Below are 19015 nucleotides of genomic sequence, written 5' to 3' on the forward strand. Positions count from 1 at the left end.
CATCGACGTGAGCGACCTCTACCCCCTCGGGCTGCGCGTGCGCGGCCGGCTCGTCGTCGTGGTCGGCGGCGGGCCGGTCGCCGGGCGCCGGGTCCGCGGCCTGCTCGACGCCGGCGCCCAGGTGCGCGTCGTGGCGCCCGGCCTCACCGACCACCTCGCCGCGCTCGTCGCGGACGGCGCCGTCGAGCACCGGGCGCGGGAGTACGCCCCCGGCGACCTCGACGGCGCCTGGCTCGTCCACACGGCGACCGGCGTCCCGGCCGTCGACGCCGCGGTGGCCGACGCCGCCGACGCGGCCCGCACCTTCTGCGTGGTCGCCTCCGACGCCGCGGCCGCCACGGCCTGGGTGCCCGCAGTCACCGAGCTGCCCGAGGAGCAGGTCACGGTCGCGGTGCACGCCGGCCGCGACCCGCGCCGCGCGGTACGGCTCCGCGACGGGATCGCCGCCGCGCTGGAGGCCGGTGAGCTGCCGCTGCGCCGGTTCCGCCCGTCCGACGGCTCGCGGGACGACGGTGGCCCATCGCCCGGTCGGGTCGCCCTGGTGGGCGGCGGGCCCGGTGCCCCGGGGTTGGTCACCGGCCGGGGGCGCCGGCTCCTGGCGCGTGCCGACGTCGTCGTCGTGGACCGGCTCGGACCGCGCTCGCTGCTGACGACGCTGGCGGACGACGTCGAGGTGGTCGACGTCGGCAAGACCTCCGGCAACCACCCGGTGCCGCAGGAGCGCATCAACGAGCTGTTGGTGGAGCACGCGCTGGCCGGCCGCGACGTGGTGCGGCTCAAGGGCGGCGACCCGTACGTGTTCGGGCGGGGCGGCGAGGAGCTGGCCGCGTGCCGCGCCGCCGGGATCGACGTCGAGGTGGTGCCCGGTGTGACATCGGCCGTGTCGGTGCCCGCCGCCGTCGGCATCCCGGTGACGCACCGCGGGGTGGCCGCAGGGTTCAGCGTGCTGACCGCCCACGAGGCGGTGGCCCACGTACCTGGCGGCGCCGACCACACCCTGGTGCTCCTCATGGGCGTGACCCGGCTGGCGCGGACCGCGGAGGTTCTCGTCACGGCCGGCAGGCCGGCGTCCACCCCGGTGGCGGTCGTCGAGGACGGCTACGGCCCGCGTCAGCGCGCCACGTTCGGCACGCTGGGCGACATCGCCGGGCGGGCCGCAGCCGCGGGGGTGCAGCCGCCGGCCGTCACCGTGGTGGGCGACGTCGTGCGCCTCGCCGCGGGCTGGGCGTCTCACAGCGCCGACGGCCAGGCGGTGAGCAGGCCGTGACACCCGGTCACGCGGGCGTCACCCCGACGTTCGATCGGGCGCGTAGCGTGGCGCGCATGGCCGCACCGACCCTGCTCGCGATCTCGCACGGCACCTCGTCGCCCGTCGGCGCCACCGCCGTGGCCACCCTGGTCGACGCCGTCGCCGCACGTCTCGAGGACGAGGTCCCCGTGCGTGCCGGGTTCGTCGACGTCCAGGAACCCGACGTGCCGACCTGCCTCGACGGTCTGCGGGGACGCACGGTGATCGTGCCGCTGCTGCTGTCGGCGGGCTTCCACGTGCACGTCGACCTGCGCCGCGAGATCGACGACGCCGTCGGCTCCGGTGCCGACGTGGCGCTCGCCGGGGCGCTCGGTCCCGACGGCCGGCTCGTCGACCTGCTCGCGCGGCGGCTGGCGGGGGCGGGCCTGGCCACCGGCGACGTCGTCGTCCTCGCCGCCGCCGGGTCGTCCGACGCCCGCGCCGTCGCCGACTGCGAGCGCACCGGCGCGCTGCTCGCCGAGCGCACCGGGCACCCGGTCAGCGTCGGCTTCATCGCCAACGCCACGCCGCGGGTGCCCGACGTGGTCGCCAGGGCGCGTACCGAGCACCCGGGCGCACGCGTGGTGATCGCGAGCTATCTCCTCGCGCCGGGCTACTTCCAGACGCTGGCCGAGCGCGCGGGCGCCGACGTGACCACCGGTCCGCTGCTGCTCGCCGACGCCGAGGCGCCGCGCGAGCTCGTCGACATCGTGATCGAGCGCTACCGCGTCACCGTGTGAGCCGCACGCTCGCCTGGTGAGCACTCAGAGCAGGCGGCGCGCCGCCGCCCACCGCGTCAGCTCGTTGCGGTTGGAGAGCTGGAGCTTGCGCAGCACCGCCGAGACGTGGGTCTCGACGGTCTTGACCGAGATGAACAGGTCCCCCCCGACCTCCCGGTAGGTGTACCCGCGGGCGATGAGCCGCATGACCTCCTGCTCCCGCTTCGAGAGCCGGTCGAGCTCGTCGTCGGCCACCGCGACGTCCCCCGCCGCGGTGCCGAACGCGTCCAGGACGAAGCCCGCGAGGCGCGGCGAGAAGACGGCGTCGCCCGCGGCCACCCGCAGGACGGCCCCGGACAGGTCCGTCGCCGAGATGTTCTTGGTGACGTAGCCCCGCGCCCCGGCGCGGATCACCGAGACGACATCCTCGGCGGCGTCGGACACGGACAGCGCGAGGAACCGCGTCCCGGCCAGCAGGTCCGCGCATCGTCGCACCACCTCGGCACCGCCGCCGCCGTTGCCGCCGGGCAGGTGCACGTCGAGCAGGACGACGGGCGGCTGCTCGGCGTGGACGACGGCGACCGCCTCGTCGACGTCCGCGGCCTCCCCGACCACCCGTACCCGGCCGTCGAGACTCGCCCGCACGCCCGTGCGGAACATGTGGTGGTCGTCCACGAGGACGACGGGGACGGGGTTCTCGCTCACGGGTGGGCTCCTTCGTCGGCTGTCGTGTCGTGCGGGTCGCTCGCACCGGACGGTTCCGGCGCGTCCGGCGGCGTCCCCGCGCTGTGCTCCTCGCCCGCGTCCCGGGGCACGGACAGGCGTACCTCGGTCCCCCAGCCGGGCCGGCTGACCACCTCGGCCGTCCCCCCGCGGCGGCGCACCCGCCCGCAGATGGACTCGCGCACGCCGAACCGGTCGGGCGCGATGTCGTCGAGGTCGAACCCGTCCCCACGGTCGCGCACGAACATCTCCGCCGCGGCGTCCGTCACCTCGAGGTAGACGGTCACCGGCGGAGCACCGTGCACGACGGCGTTGACGAGCGCCTCGCGCGTGGCCTGCAGCAGCGCGTGGGTCGTCGCGGTGGGCGGGCAGTCCCCGACGGCCACCAGCTCGATCTCGACGGCGCGGCCGTCCTCCACCTCGGCCACCAGGTCGCGCAGCTCCGTCGCGAGCGAGGTACCTGGTGCCTGCCGGTCGTCGTAGAGCCACTCGCGCAGCTCGCGCTCCTGGGCACGGGCCATGCGCGCGACCTCCTCCGCGTCGTGCGCGCGGGCGCGGATGAGCGCGAGGGTCTGCAGCACGGAGTCGTGCAGGTGGGCGGCGATGTCGGCCCGCTCGGCCTCCCTGGCGCGCGCGGCCCGCTCATCGCCGAGCTCGCGCACGAGGCGCAACCACCAGGGCGCCAGCACCAGGGCGACGCCGACCAGCACGGCGAGCGACGCGAGGGTGACGGTGAGCAGCTCCCTCGCCGGTGTGCCCTGCACGAACAGCAGCAGCACACCCGCCGTCACGAGGACCAGCCCGCCGATCAGGCGCAGCAGCGTGCTGGAGCGCGACGGCGGCGCGCCCGTCTCCCGCGAGCGCTGCACGGCGTCGAGCTGGCTCCAGGCCAGACCGGCGCCACCGGCGACGACGAGGAGCGGCAGCCACATGGTGGGCAGGTCCCAGCCCGAGCGCAGGGCGACCAGCAGCGCCGCCACGACCAGCAGCGCCACACCGATCCCGACGTCCCGCCGGGAGAGCCCGGCGACGGGCCCGCTGCGCCGCAGCCGCGGCGCGAGGCGTGCCAGGGCAGCCGGCCGGGCCTCGTGCGCCACGTCGTGCGGGTCGCCCGCCGGCACCGTGAGCCACCAGAACACGTAGAGCGCCAGACCCATACCGCCCAGGAGCACGAGCACGACCATCGCGAGGCGGACCAGCCGGACCGGGACGTTCAGGTGTGCCGCCAGACCGGCGCACACGCCACCGAGCCACCGCCCCCGCCGGGGACGGCGCAGCGGCAGCCGCGCGGGCATCTGGATGGTCGTCACTCCCTGATCGTGGCACGTCAGGGACGCCTCCGGTGCGAGATCCGGGGTTCTCGGCACCGGTCTCAGGGTCGGTTCAGGGCTCCACCCCATGGTCCGGCCCGCCGCGGAGGGCCACGATGGAGACATGACCACGAACGACACCCCAGACCCGGACGCTCCGGGTGGTGCCGCCGAAGGCGGCACGGACGGCGCCACGGCGCCGCCACCCCCACCGTCGCCGCGACCTGCGGGCGACGGGTTCTTCGACTCCGTGCGCCGCATCGGCATCACCCGCTCCGACGACCGCTGGGTCGGAGGCGTCGCCGCCGGCCTCGCCGACCGGTTCCGGCTCGACCCGCTCCTCGTGCGCGGCCTGCTGATCCTCAGCTTCTTCGTCGCGGGTGCCGGCCTCGTCCTCTACGGCATCGCGTGGGCGCTGCTCCCCGAGCGCTCGGACGGCAGGATCCACCTGCAGGAGGCGATCCGCGGCACCTTCGACGTCGCCATGGTCGGGGCAGGGGTGACCGTGCTGCTGGGCATGATCTGGGGCAGCGGGTTCTGGCCGTGGTGGGGTGGACCCGCCGAATGGGTCGCCGTGCTGCTGTGGATCGCGTTCTGGGTCGTCGTGGTGTGGCTGATCGTCAAGCTGGTGCGTTCTCGCAGCAGCGCCTCCGGCCCGCCGTCGGGCGGCGTCGCTGCCCCGGGCACCTACCCGACCGACGTGCCGCCGTCGGCCCCTTACCGACAGGAGACCGGCATGAGCCCTTCGGAGCCGTTCAGCCCCGCGCCGCAGGCACCGTACGTCGCCCCTGCCGCGCCTCCGGCCGGCGGCACCGGTGCGGCCGCCCCCATGCCGCCGGCACCGCCCGCTCCCTACCAGCAGACGGGCGCTCCGCAGTACGCGGCGCCCCCGTCCGTCCCGCCCGTCCCGGCGGCACCGGCGGCACCGCGGCCACGCCGTACCGTCGGCGGAGGGACCGTCAGCGCGGTCGTCGGGCTCGTGCTCCTGGCCGGTGCCGCGCTGCTCGTGGCAGACCGGGTGCTGGGGATCTCCGTGCCGCTGTGGCCCACCTGGGTGGGCAGCGCCGTCGTCGTCATCGGTGCGGGCATCGTCATCGGTGGCCTGCGCGGCCTGCGCGGCGGCTGGCTGACCGTGCTCGCCTGGTTCGGCATCCTCACGGCCGCGACCGTGTGGCCGAACGCCGCCGACGACGGCCCGTTGCCCTGGGAGGACACCCAGATCTCCACGATGTCCGGGACGGCGATCAGCGAAGGAACCGTCACCCCCCGGTCCGTCGCGGCGGCCGAGGACGGCATCCGGGTCCACTTCGGGGAGGCGGACATCGACCTCACCCGGCTCGACCTGTCCGACGTGACCCCGGGCGAACCTGTGGAGGTCCCGATCGACATGACCGCGGGCCGCACGGTCGTGGAGGTCCCGGCCGACACGGCCGTCGCCATCTCCGCCGACGTCAACGCGGGCAGCCTCGTGATCGAGCTCGACGACGAGCGGACGGTCACGTCCGGATTCACCGGCGGCCCCGCCCACTACGAGACCGACGAGGTCGCCGAGCTCGACGGCCCCGTGCTGCAGCTCGACATCGACGCCCGTGCGGGCGAGATCGTCATCCAGGAGGAACGATGAACAACGACCCCCAGGCACGCCCCGACGGTCCGGAGCGGGACGAGCGCACCGCCGACAGCGCGGTGCCGCCCACCCAGCAGCTCCCGTCCGACGAGGTGCCCGCGACGTCGGCCCTGCCCGCGGCACCGTCGTCGGACGACCCGCTCGCCGTCTTCGACGAGCCGGTCCGCTCCCCCGAGCCTGCGCCGGTGAAGGCCGGGTCGAGCACCAGCGCCGACGACTCAGGTCACGACGCCGGAGCGGGTTCCGATGCCGGTGCGACGGCGGCCGCGGCGCCCCTCGTGCGGACCGGGCCGCGCACCACCACCATCGTGTGGGGACTCATCGTCGTCGCGATCGGTGTCGGCCTGCTCTCCCTCAGCGCCGGCGCGACCATCGACGTCGAGCTCGCCGCGATCCTGGTGCTCGGTGCGGCCGGTCTGCTGCTCGTCGTCGGCTCCGTGGCCGGTGGCGTGCGACGCCGTCGGCAGACCACGGCCTGAGGCCCGTCAGCACGAGGACGGGACGCGAAGCACGAGGCGCGGGCCTCCACCAGACGGTGGGGCCCCGCGCCTCGTGCGGTCCACGAGCCGGTCAGGCGCGCGGCGGCTCGGTCCGGTCCGGCGGCGGCGCGTCCGTGGGACGGGTCGAGTGCCGGGTCGGCGGCGTGGCGTCACCCGCCGGCAGGTCGGCGCCGTGCCGCGGCGGGCCGGACAGATCGCCCTGGGACGTGTTGCCCGGCGTCTCGACCGCGACCATCGGTCCCCCGGCGAGACGCCGCAGGGCGGCACCGATCAGGATGAACAACAGCCCCAGCCCGATCACCAGCGCGCACACGCCGAACGCCACGACGGACGTGAACAGCGACGCGCGCAGGAACGACGCGTTCATGACCGTCGCGCGCACCGGATCGTCCTGGTCCAGCTCGGCGTAGGTCGCTCCGCCCGAGGCCTCCAGCGCGTGCCGGTCGATCACGTCCGCCTGCGCGTAGGCCGTCAGCGGACCGGCGACCTGCTGACCGGCGAACATGCTCGCATCGTCGGCCACGGTGATCTGCTCGTCCGCGAGCGTCATCGCGACGACGATCCAGACCACCACGCCCGCGAGGACGAGGAGGATGCCGGCGATGATCGCGATCAGCCCGATCCCGCGGGATCCTCGGGCGGGACTGACGGTGAGGGTGCTCGACATGGGTACGCCTTCCGTGGGGCAACGCTCGAGGTCAGGTCTCCGCCAACCTAGCGCGCCGCACACCGGGAAGCACAGTGGAACCTCAGGTCACAGCGGCCGAGGGACCCTTCGGGCTCACTCCCACTCGATGGTTCCCGGCGGCTTGCTCGTCACGTCGAGGACCACCCGGTTGACCTCGCTCACCTCGTTGGTGATGCGGGTCGAGATCACCGAGAGGACGTCGTAGGGCAGGCGCGTCCAGTCGGCCGTCATCGCGTCCTCGGACGAGACCGGCCGGAGCACGACCGGGTGGCCGTAGGTGCGGCCGTCGCCCTGCACGCCCACCGATCGGACGTCGGCGAGGAGCACGACAGGGCACTGCCAGATGTCGTCGTCCAGGCCCGCCCTGGTCAGCTCGGCGCGAGCGATCGCGTCCGCCTTCCGCAGGGTCTCGAGGCGGTCCGCGGTGATCTCGCCGACGATGCGGATGCCGAGGCCGGGGCCGGGGAACGGCTGGCGAGCGACGATCTCCTCCGGCACGCCGAGCTCGCGCCCGACCGCACGCACCTCGTCCTTGAAGAGCGTGCGCAGTGGCTCCACCAGGTCGAACTGCAGGTCGTCGGGCAGGCCGCCCACGTTGTGGTGGCTCTTGATGTTCGCCGCGCCCTCACCGCCGCCGGACTCCACGACGTCGGGGTAGAGGGTGCCCTGCACCAGGAACTTCACCTGCTCGCCGTGCTCACCGGCGTCCGCGACGATGTCGCGCGCGGCGTCCTCGAACACGCGGATGAACTCGCGGCCGATGATCTTGCGCTTCGTCTCCGGGTCGCTGTGGCCGGCGAGCGCGGCCAGGAAGCGCTGCCGCTCGTCACGCACCACGAGGTTGACGCCGGTGGCGGCCACGAAGTCCCGCTCGACCTGCTCCACCTCGCCCTCGCGCAGCAGACCGTGGTCCACGAACACGCAGGTGAGCTGGTCACCGACCGCCTGCTGCACCAGGGCCGCGGCGACCGAGGAGTCGACGCCGCCGGACAGCCCGCAGACGACGCGCGCGTCGCCCACCTGCGCACGGATCGCGGCGACCTGGTCGGCGATGACGTTCCCCGGCGTCCAGTCGGGCGCGAGCCCGGCGCCGGAGTAGAGGAAGTGCTCCAGCACGGCCTGCCCGTGCGCCGAGTGCTTGACCTCCGGGTGCCACTGCACGCCGTAGAGCCGGCGGCCGGCGTCCTCGAAGGCGGCGACAGGCGACCCGGACGACGTCGCGAGGACGTCGAAGCCCTCCGGCGCGGCGTGCACGGCGTCGCCGTGGCTCATCCAGGTGGTCTGGTGCTCCGGGGTGCCCGCCAGCAGCACGCCGGCCGAGCACACCTCGACCTCGGTGCCGCCGTACTCGCGCGTGCCGGTCTGCGCGACCTTCCCGCCGAGCGCCTGCGCCATCGCCTGGAACCCGTAGCAGATGCCGAGCACCGGCACGCCCGCCTCGAACAGCTCCGGGTCCACGAACGGTGCGCCGGTGGCGTACACCGACGACGGCCCGCCGGACAGGATGATCGCGGCCGGGTCCTTGGCGAGCATCTGCTCGGTGGTGAACGTGTGCGGCACGATCTCGGAGTAGACCTTGGCCTCGCGCACGCGCCGCGCGATGAGCTGCGCGTACTGGGCGCCGAAGTCGACGACGAGGACGGGGCGTGGAGTTTCCGCGGATGCAGCGGCGGGAGATGTCACCGGCACATCCTATCCAGCGCCGAGGCGGATCGGTGTCACGCAGGTACCGGCCAACGGAGGGTGACGCCACGCGAGCGCAGACGCCGCAGCTCCCAGACGGCGAGCGCCGCGACGAGCAGTGGCCCGCCGAACGACAGGCAGAGGCGCATCAGGAGGGGCACCTCGTGATCGGCGCTCGCGTCGACCCATCGCAAGGTCGCCATAGCCACGAGGACGGAAGCCAGACCCAGCGCCAGGAGCGCCCGCATCGTCGGGTGCCCGTCGATCGCGCGGCAGTAGTGCGCGACCATCAGCGGCAGCGTGTAGAACATCGTGATCATGAACCATGGGATCGCCACCGCGGCGACCGCCAGGTGGGCGACGACCATCGCGAGGATCAAGCCACCGGACGGCTCTCCAGCGGATCCCCACGACGCGCCGAGCACCAGCAGGGGCTGTCCCCCGACCAGTACGGTGAACGTCCCGACGACGAGTCCGACCGCGCCGGCCGGAGCGCCGAGAGAGACGAGCAGAGGTTTGCGGTGGCCACGCCTGGCGAGCCCCACGAGCAACAGCGACACGGCAACGAAGAGCGCGACGAGCCACGTGGCGTTCTGGTACACCGCGGCGAGCTGGTGATCGGCGATGTTGCTCAACGCATCGAACCTGGCGTCGCGCCAGACAGTGTCGACAACCACGAGCAGGATCAGTCCGACGACCGAGCGCGCGACTGCCAGCCTTTCGACGAGGGGATCGGGCGTCATGTGCCGGTGGGTCGGTCGGACCACACGCTGGTGGAGCCGGAACATCGGGCGTACGACCCGGTACCACCACCAACGGAACGCGCTGCCGAGCACCACCCAACCTAGATACAGGAAGAGAGCGACGAACACGCCGTCGGGTTCGCTCCGTCGTCGTGCCATCGATCGACGAACCTACCGACCGTCCTGAGTCCGCGCACGTCAGGGACGTCGTCTGCCTCCGGGCCGCGGACGCCCGTCCGTGCGTCAGGACGTCGGGTCGCTCACGCCGTACCGCTGCTCGAGCGCGGTCAGCTTCGCCTCCGCCTCGGCGTGCACCTTCTTCTCCAGGACGAAGGACATGACGGGGACGACGCCGGCGATCACCATCGTGGCCAGACGACCGTAGCCCCAGCGCATCTTGGCCCACAGGTCCAGCACGGTGACGAGGTAGACCACGTACACCCAGCCGTGCGCGAACGGCACCCAGCCCAGGTACGCCATGACGCCGTCGACGTCCACGAAGTGCCCGACCACATACTTGATGGTCAGCTCCACGCAGAGCACGAGCAGCATGGTGCCGGTCACCAGCGCCAGCCAGCGGTAGCGCGCCAGCGACCCGCGCGCCTTGCGGATCGCGGTGGCGGCCTGCTCGGAGGTGGACGTCGGGGCGGTGGGCTCGGGGGCGGAGGTCACCCCACGATGGTAGGCGGGAAAATGCGGTGCTCGATGTCAGCAGGGCGTCCTACTCTCAACAACTGTGCGACCCCTCCCCCTGCCCGACCCGGGCAACCCTCCCCTGACGTCCGCGTCACGGCTGCTCACCTGGCAGGCGTGGCGTCAGCGTGACGTCCTGCTCCGGTCGATGGCCGTGGGCACCGTCTCCATGCTGGCCGCAGGCAGCTCACCCCTGCTCCTCGGCCAGGCCGTCGACTCCGGCCTGGCCTCAGGGTTCGGCAGCGAGCTGCTCCTCTGGTGCGGGTGGATGCTGGTCGCCGCCGCGACCATCGTCGTCTCCGGCGTCTTCAGCCACACGTGGGACGTCGAGAACTGGCTGCGGGCCGCGTTCTCGTTCTCCGGCCTCGTCGGGGAGAAGGCCACCCGAGCCGGCCAGGCGATCACCCAGCGGCTGCCCACCGGCGAGGTCGTCGCCGCGGTCGCCAACGACGCGCTGCGGGTGGGCGACATGTTCGCCATGGCCGGACGCTTCACGGGCGGCGTGGTCACGTACGCGGTGGTCGCGGCCTACATGCTCTCCCAGGACCTCACCCTCGGGCTGGTCCTGGCGCTCGGCGTCCCCGTCGTCGCGGCGGTCCTCGCGCTGCTGGTCCGCCCGCTGCAGGCGCGCCAGCGCGTGCACCGCGAGTCCACCGGACGCCTGACCGCGCTCGGTGCCGACACCGTCTCCGGCCTCCGGATCCTGCGGGGCATCGGTGGCGAGGAGGTCTTCGCGGGTCGGTACGCCCGGCAGTCGCAGGAGGTCCGCCGGCGCGGCGTGCGCGTCGCCGCCGTGCAGTCCGTCCTCGACGGCCTGCAGGTCCTCCTGCCCGGGCTGCTGATCGCGCTCGTGCTGTGGCTCGGCGCCCGCGCCGTGGTGCGCGGCGACCTCACGAGCGGCCAGCTCGTCACGTTCTACGGCTACGCCGCGTTCCTCGCCTGGCCGGTGCAGATGGCCACCCAGATGCTGCAGATGACCACGAACGCCCTGGTCTCGGGCCGCAAGATCCTCGACGTCCTGCGGGTGACCGAGGCGACGCCGCAGCCGTCCACCCCGGCGCCCGCGCCGCCGTCGGGCAGCGAGCTCGTGGACACCACGAGCGGGCTCGTCCTGCGCCCCGGCCGGGTGGTCGGCCTCGTCTGCGCCGACCCGGACGTCTCGGCGCGGCTCGCGACACGGCTCGGCCGGGTCGACGACGCCGTCGAGGCCGGCACGCCCGTGACCCTCGGCGGGGTGCGGCTCACCGCGCTGGACAAGGAGACGCTGCGGCACCGCGTGGTCGTGGCGGAGGCCACCGGGCACCTGTTCTCGGGAATCCTCGGCGAGGAGCTCGACGCGCGCGGTCGCGCGACGGAGGCCGAGCTCATGGCCGCCGTCCTGGTCGCGGACGCCCACGACGTGCTCGACTCCGTGCCCGCAGGCCTGGCCGGCGAGCTGCCCGAGAAGGGCCGGTCCTTGTCCGGCGGGCAGCGCCAGCGCGTGGCCCTCGCCCGTGCCCTGCTGACCGATCCGGAGATCCTGGTGCTGGTCGAACCCACCAGCGCCGTGGACGCGCACACCGAGGCGCGGATCGCCGCCCGGGTCGCCGAGGCGCGGCGCGGACGCACCACCCTCGTCGTCACGGCGAGCCCGCTCGTGCTCGACCACGTCGACGAGGTCGTGCTGCTCTCGACCTGCGGGTCCGTCGTCACCTCCGGCGCCCACGGCGAGCTGCTCGCCCGGGCGGACGACGACGGCGCCGCCTACCGCTCCGTCGTCGGCCGCAGCATGGACGAGGAGACCGCGACGACCGCCGCACCCGACGGCCGTGACCCCACCCTGGAAGGAGCCGCGCGATGAGCGCCACCCGTGTGCCGCCGTCCGCGGCCGACCCCCGCCGCCTGCCCGTGGCCGACGGCGGCGAGGTCAAGCGCACCGTCGGACGTCTGTTCCGCCGCCACCGGGGTGAGCTGGGCGGTGTCGCCGTGCTGCACACCGTGGCGGCGGTCGCCGGGCTCGCCGGCCCGTTCCTGCTGGGCCGGTTCATCGACGAGGTCGCGGGCGGGACCACGCTGGCCCGCGTCGACACCCTCGCCCTGATCCTCGTGGCTGCCGTGCTCGTCCAGGCCGTGGTGACCCGGTTCGCGCAGCGGCTGTCGATGATCTTCGGCGAACGGGTCTTCGCCGAGCTCCGCGAGGAGTTCATGGACACCGTCACCCGGCTGCCCCTGTCCACCGTGGAGAAGGCCGGGACGGGCGACCTCGTGGCCCGCACCACCAACGACGTCAACAAGCTGCAGCACGCGGTCCGCTTCGGCGTGCCACGGGTGCTGGTGTGCGTCGTGACCATCGGTCTCACCCTGGTCGCGTCGTTCCTCACCGACCCCGTCGTGGCGCTCGGGATCCTCGTCGGCGTGCCGGTCATCTGGGTCGCCACCCGGTGGTACCTGCGCCGGGCCACGCCGGGCTACCTGCGCGAGTCCGCGGCCTACGCCACCCTCAACGGCACCATCACCGAGGCCGTCGAGGGCGCCCGCACCACGGACGTCCTGTGGCTCGGGTCCCGGGTGCGCCGCCGGCTGCGCCGCGACCTGTCCGAGGCGTTCGCCGCCGAGAGCTACACGCTCGGCCTGCGGCTGCGGCTCATCCCCTCGCTCGACGCCGCCGTGGCGGTCGCGCCGATCTCCGTCGTCCTCTGGGGCGCCTGGCTCGCCTCGCAGGACCTCGCGAGCGTCGGCACCGTCGCGACCGTCGCGCTGTACGCCTACCAGATGGGCGGGCCCGTCTTCGACCTCGTGTTCTGGCTCGACGAGCTGCAGGTCGCCGCCGTCGCGCTCGCCCGCGTCGTCGGCGTCGGCCTGGTCGGGCCGGACCGCGTCGCCTCGGGCGAGGTCCCGGCCTCCGAGAAGGTGCACGCCCACGACGTGCGGTACGCCTACCGCGAGGGGCACGACGTGCTGCACGGGATCTCGGTGGACCTGCGGCCGGGCGAACGGCTCGCCGTCGTCGGGCCGTCCGGCGCGGGCAAGTCGACGCTCGGACGCATGCTGTCCGGCGTCCACCCACCCACCGGCGGCTCGGTGACGGTCGGCGGCGTCCCGCTGGTCGACCTGCCGCTGGAGGACCTGCGCGGCCACGTCGCGCTGGTGACCCAGGAGCACCACGTGTTCGTCGGGACCCTCGCGGAGAACCTCCGGCTGGCGGACACCAGCGCGCCCGACGACGCGTTGCGGCGTGCTCTCGAGGCCGTCGACGCGCAGGACTGGGCCGACGCCCTGCCCGCCGGGCTCGACACCGAGATCGGCTCCGGCGGGCACCCGCTGAGCCCGGCGCAGGCGCAGCAGGTCGCGCTGGCCCGGCTCGTGCTGCTCGACCCGCACACGCTGGTGCTCGACGAGGCCACGTCGCTGCTCGACCCGCGCGCGGCCCGGCACCTGGAGCGCTCGCTCAACGCCGTGCTGACCGGCCGGACCGTCGTGGCGATCGCGCACCGGCTGCACACCGCGCACGACGCCGACCGCGTCGCCGTCGTCGACGCGGGCCGGATCGCCGAGATCGGGCCGCACGACGAGCTGGTGGCGGCCGATGGCGACTACGCACGGCTCTGGCACTCGTGGCAGCACGACGGGACGACCTCGTAGGGTCGAGGCGTGAGCAGCACCGACCCGACCGCCCCGTCCCTCCCGCCGCTCGTCGCGCCCGGTCCCGAGCTGACCGCCGAGCAGATCAGCCGGTTCGCCCGGCACCTGTCCCTGCCCGGGATCGGTGTCGAGGGCCAACGGCGGCTCGCGGCGGCTCGGGTGCTGGTGATCGGTGCCGGTGGCCTCGGCAGCCCAGCGCTGCTCTACCTTGCGGCGGGAGGCGTCGGCACGCTGGGCGTGGTGGACGACGACGTCGTGGAGACCTCGAACCTGCAGCGCCAGGTCCTGCACGGCACCGGCGACGTGGGGCGGTCCAAGACGGCTTCCGCCCGCGAGGCCGTGGCCGACGTCGCCCCGCACGTCACCGTCATCGAGCACCGCGAGCGTCTGACCTCCGCGAACGCGGTCGACCTGCTGCGGGGCTACGACCTCGTGCTGGACGGGGCGGACAACTTCGCGACGCGCTACCTGGTGTCGGACGCGGCGGAGATCGCGGGCGTCCCCGTCGTCTGGGGCGGCATCTACCGCTACCAGGGCCAGGTCGCGACGTTCTGGGCGGCGCCGCCCGGGGACGGCGGCGCGCCGGAGGGCGTGACGTACCGTGACGTCTTCCCCGAGCCGCCGCCGGCCGCGCTGGCCCCTGACTGCGCCACCGGCGGGGTGCTCGGTGCGATGTGCGGCACGATCGGGTCGATCATGGCGACCGAGGCGATCAAGCTGATCACCGGCGCCGGCCGCACGCTGCTCGGGCGGCTCGCGGTCTACGACTCGTTCGACCTCACCTGGCGCCACCTGGACGTCCGCCCGGACCCGTCGCGGGAACCGGTGACCACCCTGCCCGACGACGCCGCGTACGCCACGTTCTGCGGGCTGACCCCGGCCGAGGTCCCCGACCAGGATCCCGTCACCCCCGCAGCGGTGGCTGCCCTGCGGGCGGCCGCGGCAGCCGGCGACGGCGCCGATCCGTACATCGTGGACGTGCGTGAACCGTGGGAGGTGGAGATCGCGTCCGTCGCCGGGGCGGACCACGTCAACCTGGGCGAGCTGCTCGGCCCGGCCCGGGACGACGCCGTCGTCCACGTGGCCGCCCGTGCCCAGGGACGCCCGGTGCACGTGCTGTGCAAGGTGGGCGGTCGCGCCTCGCGGGCCGCTGCGGTGCTCCGCGACGCAGGGCTGCCGGCGCGCGTGATTGCCGGCGGCATCCTCGCGTGGTCCCGCGACGTGGACCCGTCCGTCCCCGTGTACTGACCGGCCGCGTTCGGCAGTTCCAGCCCTGTTCGGCAGTTCAAGGTGCCGAACAGGGCAGGAACTGCCGAACAGGGCGACGTCAGAGGGCCAGGTCGAGCCGCCCCTCCGGCGACGACGACGCCAGCGCGCGCTCGCGCCGCGGGATCCGACCGGCACCGACCGCCAGGTGCCCCGCCTCGACGGCCAGCCGCATGGCCCGGGCCATCTGCACCGGATCCACGGCCCGCGTGACGGCGGTGGCGAGCAGCACCCCGTCGCAGCCGAGCTCCATCGCGAGCGCGGCGTCCGATGCCGTCCCGATCCCCGCGTCGAGGATCACCGGCACGGAGGCGGCCGCCGCGATCGCCTCGATGTTGCGCGGGTTGAGGATGCCGAGACCCGACCCGATGGGCGCACCCAGCGGCATGACGGCGGCGCACCCGACGTCCTCCAGGCGCCGCGCCACGATCGGGTCGTCCCCGCAGTAGGGCAGCACGGTGAAGCCGTCGCGCACCAGCTCCTCGGCGGCCTCCACGAGACCAAGGGGCTCGGGCAGGAGCGTGACGTCGTCCGCGATCACCTCCAGCTTGACCCAGTCGGTGCCGCACGCCTCCCGGGCGAGCTGCGCGGTCAGCACGGCCTCCCGCACCGAGAAGCAGCCGGCGGTGTTCGGCAGCGCGCGGATCCCCAGCCGGTCCAGCAGCCCCCACATCGAGGTGTCACCGGCTGCCGCGCCCGGCGTCGGCCGTGCCACCCTCCGCATCGCGACCGTGGTGAGCTCGGTCCCGGACGCGACCAGCGCGTCCTCCAGGGCCAGCAGGCTCGGTGCGCCGCCCGTGCCCATCACGAGGCGGGAGCCGAGCTCGACGCCGGCGATCGTCAGCACGCCGCTCACCCGCCCTGCACCGCGGTGACGACCTCGACGCGCGCCCCGGGACCCACGGTGGTGGACTCCCACGCGCCACGCGGCACGACGGCGTCGTCGAGCGCGACGGCGACGCCCTGCGGCACGCCGTCGACGACGGAGCCCGGCACCAGGCGTGCGACGAGGTCGGTCACGGGCACCGGCGCGTCCAGCGGGTAGGGCTCGCCGTTCACGACAGCGTGCGGGGCTGGCAGGGTCTCGGCCATCTCAGGCTCCTTCGAGGACGGGGGCGAAACGGTCGGGGTCGGCGACGCGCAGGGCGTCCGGCAGGGCGGCACCGGTCAGACCGGCGACGACGGCCTCGGCCGTCAGCGGTGCGAGGAGCACCCCGCCACGATGGTGGCCCGTCGCCAGGTGCAGGCCCGGCGTGGCCGTCGGCCCCACGAGCGGCAGGTTGTCGGGGGTGGCGGGTCGCGCCCGCAGCGTCGCCTCGACGAAGGCGGCCTCGTCGAGGGCCGGCACCAGCGCCCGGGCGTCCCGCAGCAGCGCGAACACTCCCCCGGCCGACGGGCGGTGGTCGTCCGGGCCCTCCTCGCTGGTGGCGCCGACGACGACCTCCCGGTGCTCCGCCGTCGTCCCCGGACCTGATCCCGTCCCGGGCTCCCGCGGCACCACGTAGACCGGGCGGCCCTGCACCCGGCCGCGCACGACGTGCCCGGGGGCGGACCCGGGCGGAGCGTCGAGCCGGAGCGTCTGGCCCCGCACCGGCCGGACGGGCACGTCGACCAGCTCGCCGGACCGCCACCCGGCGGCCAGGACCACCGCCCCGGCCCGGTGCAGCGTGCCCGCCTCGTCGAGGACACCGACGACGGCGCCCCGGTCGCGTTCGAGGCGCACGGCGGCACGCTGGACGACGGCGGCACGGGGGTGGGCGTGCAGGGCGACGTCGAGCGCGGCCCTGGTCGCGCGCGGGTCGGCGACGTGGTCGCCCGGCACCCAGGCGGCTCCGGCGACGTGGTGCCCGAGGAGCGGTTCGCGGCGCCGTGCCTGGGCACCGGTGAGCTCGTCCGGCTGCACGCCGAGCTCGGCGTGCAGGGCGAGCCAGCGCCGCAGGTGCGCGACGTCGTCGGCGTCGTAGGCCGCCACCAGCGTGCCCGTCTCGCGCAGCCCCGAGCCGAGGCCCGTCGCGCGCAGGAGGTCAGCCGCGAAGCGGGGCCATGCGGCGAGGCCGGCCAGGCCCAGACGGGCGAGGGCGGACTCGCCGAACCACGACTCGCTGACCGGTGCGAGCATCCCGGCGGCGGCGTGCGTGGCGCCGTCCCCCGGGCTCGGGTCGAGCAGGACGACCGTCAGACCGGCCTCGACGGCGCGCCAGGCGACCGCCGTACCGACGATGCCACCGCCGACGACCACGACGTCCGGCAGCGTCCCAGGCGTTCTCATGCGTGCTCCCTTCGCTGGCATGACCCAGATCAGGTTCGACGGTCGGCGGACCTCGCCCTCTCAGCCCCGACGGGGCTCCCGTGCTGCGGCCACTGTACTGCCGCGTGGTTACGCTGGCGGCCGTGTCCCCCTCCACGCCGTCCGCCGACGCCCGCACCCGGCTCGCCGACGCCCGCCTGTACCTGTGCACCGACGCCCGGTCCTCGACCGCCGACCTGGAGGACTTCCTGCACGCGGCCCTGCGCGGCGGTGTCGACGTGGTCCAGCTCCGCGACAAGTCTCTGGACGCCGCGCGCGAGCTCGAGCTGCAGGAGCTCGTGGCGGGCGTCGCCACCGCCCACGGTGCGCTGTGGGCTGTCAACGACCGGGCCGACGTCGCCTCGCTGGCCGGGGCGCCCGTGGTGCACATGGGCCAGGGCGACCTGCCGACGTCGGCGGTGCGCAGCCTGCTCGGGACCGGCCCCGTGCTCGGACGCTCCACCCACTCCGCGCGGCAGGCCGCGGCCGCCGACGCGGACCCCGGCGTCGACTACTTCTGCGTGGGGCCGCTGTGGGCCACGCCCACCAAGCCGGGACGGGAGGCTGTCGGGCTCGACCTGCTGCGCGAGGTCGCGGCGTCGGACCCGGCCACCCCCTGGTTCGCGATCGGCGGCATCGACCGCGAACGGCTGGACGCCGTGCTGGACGCCGGTGCGCGGAGGGTCGTGGTCGTGCGCGCGATCACGGCGGCGGCCGACCCGGAACGGGCCGCGCGGGAGCTGCGTGCGCGGCTCGTCGAGCGGCTGCAGGATCAAGACGGCACGAAGTGACCTGATCGGCAGCTCGGACTGCCGACCAGGTCACCGTCCGCCGATCGGATCCGACGTCGGCTACCCGGCCGGCAGGCCCGCGATCCCGGTACCCACGGGGTCGTCCTCGCCGTCGCCACGCGGCCGACGTCGCGAGCCACGCGTGCCGCCCGCCATCTCGTCGCGCACCAACCGCACCCACAGCGCGACCGCGAACAGCCCGAACACCCACCACTGCAGGGCGTAGAAGAAGTTCTGCAGGTTCACGTCGGTGCCACCCTCGAGCACGGGGCGCGGCAGTGGCGCGGGACCCCCGGCGTCGGCGGGCACCTGCTCCGGGGACGAGCCGGTGTGCACCACGTAGGCGGTGTAGATCGGTCCGTCCCACGTGTTCGCCAGCGCGCTGGAGGCGATGTCCTGGGTCAGCGGCGGGCCACCGGGGTTCTCGGGGACGGTGCCGGTACGCACCGTCGACTCGGAGGCCTGCAGCCAGCCGTGCAGCGACACCTCCCCCGCCGGGACCTCGAGGGCCGCGTCCCCGGGCGTCGGGGAGTCGACCCAGCCGCGCACCACGGGGAGCACGGGCTCCCCGGACAGGGCCGCCCACGACGCGCCGCCCGTGCCGTCGTCCGACACGCGCAGCGGGGTGAGGACCAGATAGCCGTCGACGCCGTCCAGGGACCGCCCGGTGACGAGCATCTGGCCCGCCGGCTCGTACGTCCCGGTGACCTCGACCTCGCGCCCGACCAGCTCGCCGGGGAACGAGGACTGCGGTACGAGCACCTCGCCGAGATCGACGGGTGCCGCCGCGGCCGCCTCTGCCGCCTCCTGCGCGGCGGCGAGGTTGGCCCGCTCGTACGCGCGGTCGATCTGCCAGACGCCCAGCCGGCCGCACACGGCCGCAGCGGCGAGGAAGATCAGCAGGATCACGATCATCCGCGGCTGGCGGGCGACCGCCCAGAAGGATCGGCGCACAGGCGGGTTCGGCACGGGGCCACGGTATCGGTGCCCGCGGCCTCTCCTGGAATCGCGTGGCGAAGGTCACCGTGCCGCGCGGCGGGCCGCTCGTGTCTCACGCTGCGCCGGGGACCGCCGTG

18 protein-coding genes and 1 riboswitch are annotated in these 19015 nt (G+C 74.6%); of the genes, 8 read left to right on the top strand and 10 right to left on the bottom strand.

What is annotated here, in order from left to right; translation table 11 throughout:
- Window position 1 precedes the first annotated feature (1 nt).
- Window positions 2-1267 (top strand): uroporphyrinogen-III C-methyltransferase, encoded by a 1266-nt coding sequence (cobA, locus tag ACH5HR_RS13155; RefSeq protein ID WP_416478359.1) that lies wholly within the window; start codon window positions 2-4, stop codon window positions 1265-1267.
- A 56-nt stretch (window positions 1268-1323) separates the two neighbouring features.
- Window positions 1324-2028: a sirohydrochlorin chelatase gene (locus ACH5HR_RS13160; RefSeq protein ID WP_416478257.1), complete on the top strand. Its 705-nt coding sequence runs from the start codon at window positions 1324-1326 to the stop codon at window positions 2026-2028.
- 24 nt (window positions 2029-2052) lie between these two features.
- Here the strand turns inward: ACH5HR_RS13160 and ACH5HR_RS13165 are convergent, their stop codons facing one another.
- Window positions 2053-2712, bottom strand: a complete 660-nt coding sequence (locus ACH5HR_RS13165; RefSeq protein ID WP_402372323.1) for a LuxR C-terminal-related transcriptional regulator — start codon at window positions 2710-2712, stop codon at window positions 2053-2055.
- Entirely contained in the window at window positions 2709-4025 is a 1317-nt protein-coding gene (locus tag ACH5HR_RS13170) for an ATP-binding protein (RefSeq protein ID WP_416478361.1), read from the bottom strand. The genes ACH5HR_RS13165 and ACH5HR_RS13170 overlap by 4 nt, the downstream gene beginning before the upstream one ends.
- Window positions 4026-4164: 139 nt before the next feature.
- Here ACH5HR_RS13170 and ACH5HR_RS13175 point away from each other — a divergent pair, with 139 nt between their 5' ends.
- Together ACH5HR_RS13175 and ACH5HR_RS13180 are read left to right on the top strand one after the other, a co-directional pair.
- Window positions 4165-5664 (top strand): PspC domain-containing protein, encoded by a 1500-nt coding sequence (locus tag ACH5HR_RS13175; protein ID WP_416478260.1) that lies wholly within the window; start codon window positions 4165-4167, stop codon window positions 5662-5664.
- The gene (locus tag ACH5HR_RS13180; protein ID WP_402372325.1) at window positions 5661-6146 is read left to right on the top strand and encodes a hypothetical protein; all 486 of its coding nucleotides are present in this window, start codon (window positions 5661-5663) and stop codon (window positions 6144-6146) included. Before ACH5HR_RS13175 ends, ACH5HR_RS13180 begins: the two co-directional genes overlap by 4 nt.
- A gap of 91 nt (window positions 6147-6237) precedes the next feature.
- On the opposite strand, the gene ACH5HR_RS13185 is transcribed toward ACH5HR_RS13180, so the two are convergent.
- From ACH5HR_RS13185 to ACH5HR_RS13200, 4 genes are all read right to left on the bottom strand, one after another.
- Window positions 6238-6834, bottom strand: a complete 597-nt coding sequence (locus ACH5HR_RS13185) for an aromatic ring-opening dioxygenase LigA (RefSeq protein WP_416478261.1) — start codon at window positions 6832-6834, stop codon at window positions 6238-6240.
- Between the two features lie 114 nt (window positions 6835-6948).
- A complete protein-coding gene (guaA, locus tag ACH5HR_RS13190; RefSeq protein ID WP_416478263.1) occupies window positions 6949-8538 on the bottom strand; it encodes a glutamine-hydrolyzing GMP synthase in 1590 nt (529 codons plus the stop codon).
- A 35-nt stretch (window positions 8539-8573) separates the two neighbouring features.
- A complete protein-coding gene (locus ACH5HR_RS13195) occupies window positions 8574-9281 on the bottom strand; it encodes a hypothetical protein (RefSeq protein WP_416478265.1) in 708 nt (235 codons plus the stop codon).
- Between the two features lie 243 nt (window positions 9282-9524).
- On the bottom strand, window positions 9525-9953 hold the full coding sequence (locus tag ACH5HR_RS13200; protein WP_416478267.1) for a DUF3817 domain-containing protein: 429 nt from the start codon (window positions 9951-9953) through the stop codon (window positions 9525-9527).
- 64 nt (window positions 9954-10017) lie between these two features.
- Here ACH5HR_RS13200 and ACH5HR_RS13205 point away from each other — a divergent pair, with 64 nt between their 5' ends.
- The 3 genes from ACH5HR_RS13205 to ACH5HR_RS13215 are packed head-to-tail and all read left to right on the top strand — an operon-like array spanning window position 10018 to window position 14843.
- Window positions 10018-11814, top strand: coding sequence for an ABC transporter ATP-binding protein (locus ACH5HR_RS13205; protein ID WP_416478269.1), 1797 nt, complete (start codon window positions 10018-10020; stop codon window positions 11812-11814).
- Window positions 11811-13595: an ABC transporter ATP-binding protein gene (locus tag ACH5HR_RS13210; protein ID WP_416478271.1), complete on the top strand. Its 1785-nt coding sequence runs from the start codon at window positions 11811-11813 to the stop codon at window positions 13593-13595. The genes ACH5HR_RS13205 and ACH5HR_RS13210 overlap by 4 nt, the downstream gene beginning before the upstream one ends.
- 9 nt (window positions 13596-13604) lie before the next feature.
- Window positions 13605-14843, top strand: coding sequence for a ThiF family adenylyltransferase (locus ACH5HR_RS13215; RefSeq protein WP_416478273.1), 1239 nt, complete (start codon window positions 13605-13607; stop codon window positions 14841-14843).
- 79 nt (window positions 14844-14922) lie between these two features.
- On the opposite strand, the gene ACH5HR_RS13220 is transcribed toward ACH5HR_RS13215, so the two are convergent.
- The 3 genes from ACH5HR_RS13220 to thiO form a co-directional block, all read right to left on the bottom strand.
- Entirely contained in the window at window positions 14923-15717 is a 795-nt protein-coding gene (locus ACH5HR_RS13220; RefSeq protein WP_402372339.1) for a thiazole synthase, read from the bottom strand.
- Window positions 15714-15953, bottom strand: a complete 240-nt coding sequence (thiS, locus tag ACH5HR_RS13225) for a sulfur carrier protein ThiS (RefSeq protein ID WP_402372341.1) — start codon at window positions 15951-15953, stop codon at window positions 15714-15716. The genes ACH5HR_RS13220 and thiS overlap by 4 nt, the downstream gene beginning before the upstream one ends.
- A gap of 1 nt (window position 15954) precedes the next feature.
- Window positions 15955-17130 carry a glycine oxidase ThiO gene (gene thiO, locus ACH5HR_RS13230; protein ID WP_402372343.1) on the bottom strand — a complete coding sequence of 392 codons (1176 nt, stop codon included), beginning with the start codon at window positions 17128-17130 and terminating at the stop codon, window positions 15955-15957.
- Window positions 17119-17222, bottom strand: a riboswitch (TPP riboswitch). (Overlaps the previous gene by 12 nt.)
- A 30-nt stretch (window positions 17223-17252) precedes the next feature.
- On the opposite strand from thiO, the gene thiE reads away from it, so the two are divergent.
- On the top strand, window positions 17253-17939 hold the full coding sequence (gene thiE, locus ACH5HR_RS13235; protein ID WP_402372345.1) for a thiamine phosphate synthase: 687 nt from the start codon (window positions 17253-17255) through the stop codon (window positions 17937-17939).
- Window positions 17940-17999: 60 nt separating this feature from the next.
- Here thiE and ACH5HR_RS13240 read toward each other — a convergent pair whose 3' ends face one another.
- Window positions 18000-18908, bottom strand: coding sequence for an SURF1 family protein (locus ACH5HR_RS13240; protein WP_402372347.1), 909 nt, complete (start codon window positions 18906-18908; stop codon window positions 18000-18002).
- Window positions 18909-19015 lie beyond the last annotated feature (107 nt).

Origin of the sequence: Isoptericola maris (genome assembly GCF_048065335.1) — a bacterium.
GTDB lineage: Bacteria > Actinomycetota > Actinomycetes > Actinomycetales > Cellulomonadaceae > Isoptericola > Isoptericola rhizosphaerae.